Genomic DNA, 9,079 nt, shown 5'->3' on the forward strand with positions numbered 1-9,079 from the left:
TACTCCTTTACATTCTGTTCTTAAAAAGGACAACATAGATATAAATGTATTGAACGCTCTACTGGGAGCAAAAGAAATCAATGTTAATGCACAAGATAAAGATGACAGGACTCCTTTGCATTTGGCTGCTAAAAAGGACAACATAGATATAAATGTATTGAACGCTCTACTGGGAGCAGAAGGAATCGATGTTAATATAAAAGATAAACTTGCAGAACAGACTCCTTTACATTGGGCCGTTGTAAAGGGCCATAAAGAGGCAGTAGAAGCCCTATTGGGAAAAGATGGAATCGATGTTAATATAGAAGATAAACATGGAAACACTCCTTTCAAATTAGCCACTGATGAAGGAATAAAAACTCTATTGCAACCCGCAGAAAAATCTGATGATGGTTCAGCGGGTGGATCATCGACAGATAGTGAAGGGGGTCAAGAGGAAGAAAAACGAGTAGGTGATGATACTGAACTACAATCAGATAATAGCAAAGAAGGGGAAAAAACCAGCACCACCAGTGCAGAACAAGGAACTGATGTACAAGACAACGATGTAGGTCCTGTTGCTTCCACAGAACCTGCACAAACAGAAGAACAGCCGAGCTCTTTTTTTGGTAGTTTGTTTAGTATACTTATGAAGCCTTTTTCATTAATTGCATCATTTTTTGGTGTTTTTTTTTCATGGTTGTTTGGGTCTGACGAAGAAAAGTCTGACACACAACCTTATGATGATTCTTCTTCACCTGGGGTCGATCAATCAGTTGAACAAAATAATGGTGATCATAATGACCAGAGCAATGTGATTTGATAGTGATCTTCTACCGGAAAAGGTGTCATCCCAGTGCTTGACACTGGGATCCAGGAAACTTAATTGCAAGTAATGCATTGGGTTTGGTGAGTATGGGTTTTGCGTTATAGAATGAAGCACTTTTGGTGAATTTGTAAAGAAAACTAGATGCCAGTGTCAAGTGCTGGAATGACATCATCTTGGATGGAAATAACGTCACGTACTGGGATGACAAAGAAGAGTGGGCTTTCATATGGTTATGCAAGAAGTCTACTGAATGTAAACCAGTTTCTCACACACACATTTTACCACATGATCTGCGCTGATATTAAAATGCTCATAGAGTGTTTTATAAGGTGCTGATTCTCCGAAGCTTTTCATGCCAATAAATATACCGTTTGAACCTATATATTTATGCCAACCCATTTCACTTCCGGCTTCAATTGCAACTTTAATGCTGTCATTATTTAATATTGCCGCTTTATATTCATCGCTTTGCTCGTCAAAAAGCCTCCAGCATGGCATAGAAACAATCCTTGTACCTATACCCTTTTCCTGCAATTTCTCCCTTGCTTCAACTGCAATTTCAACCTCGGACCCCGTAGCAAATATCGTCACTTTTAATTCTTTTGAACATTCACACAAAATATATGCACCAAACTTCGATAAATTAGCAGATTGATCGATATCAGAGTAGAACTTGCGCATGTAACTTACGTTTTGCCTTGAGAGCGCAAACAGTGCTGGAGATTCTTTCTTTTCGAGTGCAATGCTAACACACTCCAGAGTTTCAACTGCATCGGCTGGCCTAAAAACATATAGATTTGGTATAGCACGCAAAGAGGCTAAATGCTCTATTGGCTGATGAGTCGGGCCATCTTCTCCCACTCCAATTGAGTCGTGAGTCATGACATACATAACCTGCTGCTTCATCAGAGCTGAAAGACGTATAGCAGGACGACAATAGTCGGAAAATACCAAAAAAGTGCCGCCATAAGGAAGAATCGCGCCGTGAAGTGCCATACCATTCATACATGCTGCCGTAGCGTGCTCTCTCACTCCATAGTGGACATAAGAGCCACTATAATTATTGCTATTTATTACCTGCATGTGCTCATATTTAGTGCAATTTGACCCGGTAAGATCAGCAGAACCGCCGATTAATTCCGGCATAGACTCAGTTAAAAGTTCCATTACTCTGCCGAAAGAAGATCGAGTAGCTTCGTTTGGCATTAGCTCACATATTTGTTTCTTCAGGTCAGCTAAAACACCAGCGATATTATCTGGTAGATGTTTATCTAACCGTCTTTGAAGTTCTGCATGATACCCTGTCATCCCAGCATTCTCTTCTGTCATTCCAGTACTCTCTCTTGTCATCCCAGTGCTTGACACTGGGATCCATTCTTTTTCTTCTTTCCTGGATTCCAGCGTCACGCGCTGGAATGACATCGTGTAGTTTTGTTTTGCTCTCTCAACAGTTTTCTTCCAGGCATTTTTCACATCTTCTGGTACATGGAATGGTTCATAATTCCAGTTTAATTTCTCTCTCATCTGTTTTATGTCTTCCTCCGAAAAAGCACCACTGTGAGCAGAGGATGTGCCAGCACGGCTTGAAAATTTTCCGATAATAGTTTTGCAGCAGATCATTGTAGGTTTATCAGACTTTTTTGCTTGCTCTATTGCAAGGGATATGGCATCAAAATCATGGCCATCAATTTTGTCAACATTCCATCCATACGCTAAGAAGCGTTTCTCTACATCGTCAGAACAGGAAAGGCAAGTAGCGCCATCTATAGAAATATCATTATCATCAAAAAGAGCTATAAGCTTATTCAATTTAAGATGCCCAGCAAGTGATGCTGCTTCATGGCTTATTCCTTCCATAAGACAGCCATCCCCTAGCATCACATAAGTGTAGTGATTGATTCTAAACTGCTTTTCAAGTATCGATTCAGCAAGTGCCATGCCAACAGCAGCGGCAAACCCCTGACCGAGCGGGCCTGTTGTTGCCTCTACCCCGGAAGTCAAGCCGAACTCTGGATGACCTGGGGTCTTGGATCCCATTTGTCTGAAGTTTTTTAGCTCATCTACGTTAATATAACCTGTCAAATATAATATTGAGTATAGTAACATTGACCCATGACCGTTTGATAAAACAAAGCGATCTCTATTGAACCATTTAGAATCATCAGGATTATGATTCAGATATTTAGCAAACAAAACAGTTGCAACATCTGCCATGCCAAGTGGCATACCTGGGTGTCCAGAGTTTGCTTTTTGTACTGCATCAATTGATAAAAAACGGATGGCGTTTGCCATAGATTTTAAATGTGAATGATTCATGTGTTAATAGAAAAACTTAAAAATGAAGTATAAAAGATTATATCAGCAAAAACAAGTTGACACTGAGTGCTAAAATCCTTAATAATCTAAAGTTAAATCGTGAGAGTTTTTATATGACAACTGTTATCACTAGAAAGTATAGGATTAGCCGTAGACTTGGTGTAAATTTATGGGGTAGAGCTAAAGACCCAGTCAACAAAAGGAAATACCCTCCAGGTCAACATGGTATTCTTGGATTCAAGAAGTTATCCGACTTTGGTAAGCAGTTTGCTGCGCATAAGAAATTTAAGTTTTACTATGCGATTTCAAGTAAGCAGCTCAGACGTACATTTTTAGATGCTTATAACAGAAAGGGTTATACGGCTGATAATTTTATCGGTATCTTAGAATCGAGATTAAGTTCTGTTTTATACCACTCTGGTCTTGTTCCAACAATTTACTCAGCAAAGCAGCTCATATCTCACAAGCACGTTACAGTTAATGATAAGGTGGTTAACATATCGAGTTATCGAGTGAAGCCAGGTGATATAATAAAAATAAGAGAAAGGGCAGCAAAAATCCCTGTAGTAGTAGAGGCTGAACAAAAACAAGAGCGCAAGGCTCCGGATTATTTAGAAGCAGATAGTAAAGAGCATTCAGTGAAGTATTTGAGGTCACCTCAATATTCTGAGGTTCCTTATTCAGCAGACATGGAAGTCAATTTAGTAGTAGAGTTTTACTCTAGATAGATAAAAAAAGCCCGTGTGGCGGAATCGGTAGACGCAGCGGACTTAAAATCCGTGGGTTTTGCGACCTTGGGAGTTCAAGTCTCCCCATGGGCACCAATTTAACTTAGCAGATAAATACAAAAAAGTATGAAATGGCTTGATATAGAAGATATTGTAGAAGCTCTGGAAGAAAAATTTCCAGATGAGAATATAATTAGTATTAGATTCACTGAGCTTAAAAAAAAGGTATTGAGTTTAGAGGAATTTGATGATGATGAAAAACGCTGTAACGAAAAAATACTCGAAGCTATTCAAGCAGCTTGGATTGAGGAAAGATTAACTGCATAGCAATAAACCATACGCAAACGTGATTTCTCTTGCAATTTGCATATTGATTATGCTATTTTTTGGATCTAGCCTGGCAAGTTAATAATAATTTAACCAATTACAATTAAAACAGCTATAAGGTTAATTATGAAGCAAAACAAAAATTTTTGAATGGAACGATCTTGACAAGTGCTACGTTGAGATAAGTTTTGCATAAAAATACTGCTTTTACGGTGTGAGGCCAGAGGGTAGAGCCTTTGTAAAGCAGTTAGAAGGTTGTCATCTAAGTAGCGTGACCAGAGCTAGATTCCGCGAACACGCCGCGGAATGACGACTATGCAATATGCGTTGCGGAGTGACGATTATGGTCATACCGTCACGGTATCTCACAAACATGTAGCAGTAATGACAAAATCTCAAGTTATATGTATACTTTTATATTATCTACTTACTAAAAAAACAGAAAAATGCTCAAACGTAGCGGTCCAAAAAAATTAAAGTCTATAATTGAAAACTATGCATTAAAATGCATGAAAAATAAGATTAGTAAAAATGAAATACGTCTTATTTTAAACTGGCGAAATATAGTAGGGAAAGAAATAGCAGAGTGTACAAAACCGAAAAAGATCTCATATGCACAGAATATAAATTCGGGTGTGTTGCATCTGGTAGTAACAAATGGCAGCAAAGCATTGGAAATTCAGCATATGATTTCTCTTATAATAGAAAAAATTACGATATTTTTTGGTTATAAAGCAGTATATGGTATAAAAATTAAGCAAGAGAGTATTGACTATTTGACTATATAAGGTAATCTAAGTACATAGAATAATTTGGTATATTGAAGTGAGTAGAGTTTGTGAATTAACAAATAGAAAAAAATCTTTTGGTAATAAGGTATCACATTCGAATCGTAAAACAAAGCGTACCTTTCTTTTAAATTTACATAAGGTTACGTTGACAAGTGATATATTGAATAAAAAGTTTAGATTTCGTGTGGCAACAAGAACTTTGAGAACTATAGATTACAAAGGTGATTTAGATGCTTTTTTGCTCAACACAAGAACGATTAAACTAAGTGAGAAAGCGCAGAAGATAAAAAGAAGGTTGAAAAAAGTTTTAGTAAAGCAAGAGGTAGAGTTAGCAGTTTCAGATGCATAGCAAACCTCAATGGCTCAGAGCAAAAGCTCCGACCGGTGAAGTATTCAATGAGACCTTAAACATCGTTAAACTGCATAACTTGCATACAGTGTGCGAAGAGGCTGCATGTCCAAACATTGGTGAATGTTGGAATAAACGTCATGCTACTGTGATGATTCTCGGTTCTGTTTGCACTCGTGCTTGTGCATTTTGCAACGTTGCAACTGGCATTCCTGATAAACTAGATCCTCATGAACCAGAAAATTTAGCAAAAGCAATAAAAAAGTTAAACTTAAAACATGTTGTCATTACTTCCGTTGATCGTGATGATTTGCCAGATGGTGGCGCAAATCAGTTTATACAGTGCATAGAAGAAATTAGAAAGATAACTTCAGAAACAACAATAGAGATTTTAACTCCTGATTTTTTAAATAAGAAAGGAGCATTTGAAGCAATCGCTGTTGCATCACCTGATGTCTATAACCACAATATTGAAACAGTGCCGAGATTGTATGCAAAAATAAGACCACGAGCTCGCTATTTTCATTCACTATATTTGTTGAAGATGGTAAAGCAGATTAATCCTAAAGTTTTCACAAAGTCAGGGCTTATGGTTGGTCTTGGAGAAACAAAAGAGGAAATACTTCAGGTTATGGACGATTTGCGCAGTGCTGAGGTTGATTTTATTACAATTGGTCAATATCTACAACCAACTCCAAAACATGCAAAACTTGATAGGTATGTTACCCCAGAAGAGTTTGAGCATTATAAATACATTGCTTACTCCAAAGGTTTCTTAGTGGTTGCATCAAGCCTACTAACTCGGTCATCATACCACGCTGAAGAAGATTTTAACAGGCTCAAGGCCTGTCGTTGACATTTGTGTTAATTCAAATTAATTTTTACTAATTATAAAGGAGTTTTTACGTAATGTCTACTATAAAAATCGAGAAGAAATCACAATTAGTTAAAGAGGTATTCGATTCCGTGGCAAGTCGCTACGACACCATGAATGATATAATGAGCCTCGGAATGCACAGATTATGGAAAGATAAGATGGTAAATAGTGTGCATTTTACAAAAAACTCTAAGGTTTTAGATGTTGCTGGAGGAACTGGAGATATAGCAATAAGAGTAGTAAGAAAAGAGCCAAGTGCTAAGGTTACAGTATGCGATATAAATCAAAACATGCTAAACAGAGGACGTGATAAAGCTATAAATTCAAACCAAATTAATTTTGATTGGGTATGTGCAAGTGCAGAAAGTTTACCATTTGAAGACTCCGAATTTGATTATTGCACAATAGCTTTTGGCATTCGAAATGTTTCTGACCGCAAGAAGGCTTTAAATGAGGCGCACAGGGTATTAAAACCACATGGGAAATTTATCTGCTTAGAATTTGCCCCTATGCACTATCAAAATGAGATATTTACCAAACTTTATGACTTATATTCATTTAAAGTAATTCCTAAAATTGGCAGCATAGTTGCTAAAGACAAGAGTTCTTATGAATATTTAGTGAGGAGCATTAGAGAGTTTCCAACTCAGGCTGATTTTAAAATGGAAATTGAAGAGGTAGGCTTTAAGAATGTTAAGTTTCATAATATGAGCTATGGAATAGTGGCATTACACATTGGAACAAAATGAATATTAAACTCTGGTATAGAACGCTGGATTATTATCTCATCCTTCCAGTGTTTTTTTTGCTCACTATAAGCTTCATTCTTGTTTATTCAGCAAGCCCTGTAATTGCGCAGCGTCTTTCTCTACCACAGGATTATTTTATACGGCGCCATACAATTTATATAGTCCTGTCACTAATTACCTTGGTGACATTTTCTTTTCTCAACACAAGAACTATACTTAACCTCTCATTCGCAGGTTTCGCTTTATTTACTATTCTAGTAGCAACTGCGATAATACTTGGTATAGAGGTAAAAGGTGCGAAACGATGGTTACATATTGTCAAAATTTCTGTTCAACCATCTGAGTTCGTAAGGCCATTTTTTTCTGTTGTTATAGCTAGTATCTTGGCCAGCGAAATGAAGTTTAAAATACACATATCAATCATAATATTTCTGTTAGTTTTTGTGTTGTTACTTTTGCAACCTGATTTCAGTATGTCTATGCTTTTAACATATTCTTTTATCGGTCAAATGTTTATTGCATGTATACCATTTTTATACTTTCTATGCATAATAGGAATGGCCACAACTGGAACTACAATAGCTTACTTATGCCTCCCACATATAAAGCAAAGGATTTACAATTTTGTCTTTTTTACGCAGCGCGATAACTTTCAAGTCACAAAATCATTAGAAGCATTCAAAAGAGGTCAATTAACTGGAGTTGGACCTGGTGAAGGTAGCGTAAAAGCCTCTCTTCCTGATTGTCATACAGATTTTGTGTTTTCTGTTTTAGCAGAAGAATTTGGTTTGATTACGTGCTTAGCCACATTGATGTTATTTGGCATCATTTCCGCCCGCTTGCTTTACATTGCATATAGGGAAAATGAATTATTTAATCTGTTGGTGATTCTCGGTATCTCAATGCAATTCATCACACAATTCATAATAAACATAGGGGTAACATTGAGTGTTTTTCCTACCACCGGCATAACCCTGCCGTTACTTAGCTATGGTGGTTCTTCTCTTTTATCTTCGAGCATCGCACTTGGCATAATGCTGTCTTTCAGTAGAAACCAAGCTATCGCATTAAAGTTTCGTGAGCGTGTTATGCTTGGAAGGTATATGGACTAAACTTGTACCGCTCACAACTATTATTGGTATCCCTCCAAAATGGGTATCTGTTCAGATGAGTGGCAAAATAAGGTAGACGAGAAAAGCAACTATAGGAACAAATGGGTGTCATGCAAGTAGCTGACACTGGTATCCAGTCCTTTTGCACAGTTCCATCAAAAACGTTGTAAAGCGCTTTCGTGTTTACCAACTTAGTGCCCAATCTGGATCCCAGACTGGGATGACAAAAAAAGGAGCACTGGAATTTTTGTTTCAGCATTAGCCATGCATCTGAATAGATACCAGAAAATATTCCACTGACATGCTGAACAACAAATACATCACTATGTCGTTTATCGCAAAAACTTATATTTTTCGTAACCATTCACACTTAATTCTGCAATTCTTTGATCTCACTCATAGAAAGACCAGTAGTTTGAGCTATAATATTAAAAGAAACACCTGCTTTAAGTAGATTCTTTGCGACTTCAATTTCCCTCTCTTTTCTACCTTCCTCTTTAGCAAGATCAAGTCTGTATTCAAGAATGGCTTCTTCTTTGCGCAGATCCATTATTCTTTCTTCATAAGTTATTAGATCTTTTTCATTCCAGTGAAACTTATCTAATTCATCATATGCTAGCTTTATTATTGGTGATTTTTCCGCAATTTTTCTGAGATCTTCGTCCGTTGTTTCATCTGCATATTTGAAAAAAATAGCCAACGGTCTACTACACTTTCTAGTTGTTCTTCTCTACTCTTAGGAAATTTTGGCAGCTCTATGAAGATAAATTGAAAATCTTTTAAGTCATGCTCATTGGTTTTTTCATCTCTTATGGTATGGCTAGATATATAGTCAAGCTTATCAGGGAATAAGGTACAATTTGAAATCGCCATAAAGAAAATCTTCTTTAAATCAACGTATTTACCAGATTTATCAGCTTGTCTTGAGTAAGCCTTAGCAGCATAAAGTTGTGCGCGTTTTTCAAAGCCTTTATCACGAGCGAGCTGGTTAGGTAAGGAAGTAGTATTGCTACTACTCCCTC

10 protein-coding genes, 1 tRNA gene and 1 pseudogene are annotated in these 9,079 nt (G+C 37.1%); 9 read left to right on the forward strand and 3 right to left on the reverse strand.

Translation table 11 applies throughout. The features are described 5' to 3' along the window. Positions 1-802, forward strand: an 802-nt coding sequence (locus tag OZD62_RS05360; protein ID WP_275019601.1) for an ankyrin repeat domain-containing protein, incomplete at its 5' end; no start/stop codon positions are given. A 25-nt stretch (positions 803-827) separates the two neighbouring features. Here OZD62_RS05360 and OZD62_RS05365 read toward each other — a convergent pair. Together OZD62_RS05365 and tkt are read right to left on the reverse strand one after the other, a co-directional pair. Then, the gene (locus tag OZD62_RS05365) at positions 828-1,034 is read right to left on the reverse strand and encodes a hypothetical protein (RefSeq protein ID WP_138264940.1); all 207 of its coding nucleotides are present in this window, start codon (positions 1,032-1,034) and stop codon (positions 828-830) included. 17 nt (positions 1,035-1,051) lie between these two features. Beyond that, on the reverse strand, positions 1,052-3,124 hold the full coding sequence (tkt, locus tag OZD62_RS05370; RefSeq protein ID WP_275019602.1) for a transketolase: 2,073 nt from the start codon (positions 3,122-3,124) through the stop codon (positions 1,052-1,054). A gap of 113 nt (positions 3,125-3,237) precedes the next feature. On the opposite strand from tkt, the gene rpsD reads away from it, so the two are divergent. The 8 genes from rpsD (at position 3,238) to OZD62_RS05410 (ending at position 8,057) form a co-directional block, all read left to right on the forward strand. Further along, complete coding sequence (rpsD, locus tag OZD62_RS05375; protein WP_010962555.1) at positions 3,238-3,852, forward strand: 30S ribosomal protein S4; 615 nt, start codon at positions 3,238-3,240, stop codon at positions 3,850-3,852. A gap of 9 nt (positions 3,853-3,861) precedes the next feature. Continuing rightward, positions 3,862-3,948, forward strand: a tRNA-Leu gene (locus OZD62_RS05380). Between the two features lie 30 nt (positions 3,949-3,978). After that, positions 3,979-4,179 (forward strand): Fe-S cluster assembly protein IscX, encoded by a 201-nt coding sequence (gene iscX / locus OZD62_RS05385; RefSeq protein WP_010962556.1) that lies wholly within the window; start codon positions 3,979-3,981, stop codon positions 4,177-4,179. Between the two features lie 446 nt (positions 4,180-4,625). Then, a complete protein-coding gene (locus tag OZD62_RS05390; protein ID WP_010082513.1) occupies positions 4,626-4,967 on the forward strand; it encodes a DUF721 domain-containing protein in 342 nt (113 codons plus the stop codon). 37 nt (positions 4,968-5,004) lie between these two features. Next, the gene (gene rpmB, locus OZD62_RS05395) at positions 5,005-5,319 is read left to right on the forward strand and encodes a 50S ribosomal protein L28 (protein WP_006279619.1); all 315 of its coding nucleotides are present in this window, start codon (positions 5,005-5,007) and stop codon (positions 5,317-5,319) included. Next, positions 5,312-6,175: a lipoyl synthase gene (lipA, locus tag OZD62_RS05400; RefSeq protein WP_275019603.1), complete on the forward strand. Its 864-nt coding sequence runs from the start codon at positions 5,312-5,314 to the stop codon at positions 6,173-6,175. The genes rpmB and lipA overlap by 8 nt, the downstream gene beginning before the upstream one ends. 53 nt (positions 6,176-6,228) lie before the next feature. Continuing rightward, complete coding sequence (gene ubiE, locus OZD62_RS05405; RefSeq protein ID WP_275019604.1) at positions 6,229-6,945, forward strand: bifunctional demethylmenaquinone methyltransferase/2-methoxy-6-polyprenyl-1,4-benzoquinol methylase UbiE; 717 nt, start codon at positions 6,229-6,231, stop codon at positions 6,943-6,945. Beyond that, the gene (locus OZD62_RS05410; RefSeq protein WP_010962558.1) at positions 6,942-8,057 is read left to right on the forward strand and encodes an FtsW/RodA/SpoVE family cell cycle protein; all 1,116 of its coding nucleotides are present in this window, start codon (positions 6,942-6,944) and stop codon (positions 8,055-8,057) included. Before ubiE ends, OZD62_RS05410 begins: the two co-directional genes overlap by 4 nt. 370 nt (positions 8,058-8,427) lie before the next feature. On the opposite strand, the pseudogene OZD62_RS05415 reads toward OZD62_RS05410, so the two are convergent. Further along, positions 8,428-9,079, reverse strand: a pseudogene (locus OZD62_RS05415) (Rpn family recombination-promoting nuclease/putative transposase); the annotation flags it as partial.

The organism is Wolbachia endosymbiont of Drosophila seguyi (assembly GCF_028981765.1).
GTDB lineage: Bacteria > Pseudomonadota > Alphaproteobacteria > Rickettsiales > Anaplasmataceae > Wolbachia > Wolbachia pipientis.

Coding starts and splice junctions, on each gene's coding strand:
- lipA (WP_275019603.1), top strand. CDS start 5,312: ATGCATAGCAAACCTCAATGGCTCAGAGCAAAAGCTCCGACCGGTGAA.
- rpsD (WP_010962555.1), top strand. CDS start 3,238: ATGACAACTGTTATCACTAGAAAGTATAGGATTAGCCGTAGACTTGGT.
- OZD62_RS05410 (WP_010962558.1), top strand. CDS start 6,942: ATGAATATTAAACTCTGGTATAGAACGCTGGATTATTATCTCATCCTT.
- OZD62_RS05390 (WP_010082513.1), top strand. CDS start 4,626: ATGCTCAAACGTAGCGGTCCAAAAAAATTAAAGTCTATAATTGAAAAC.
- ubiE (WP_275019604.1), top strand. CDS start 6,229: ATGTCTACTATAAAAATCGAGAAGAAATCACAATTAGTTAAAGAGGTA.
- OZD62_RS05365 (WP_138264940.1), bottom strand. CDS start 1,034: ATGAAAGCCCACTCTTCTTTGTCATCCCAGTACGTGACGTTATTTCCA.
- tkt (WP_275019602.1), bottom strand. CDS start 3,124: ATGAATCATTCACATTTAAAATCTATGGCAAACGCCATCCGTTTTTTA.
- iscX (WP_010962556.1), top strand. CDS start 3,979: ATGAAATGGCTTGATATAGAAGATATTGTAGAAGCTCTGGAAGAAAAA.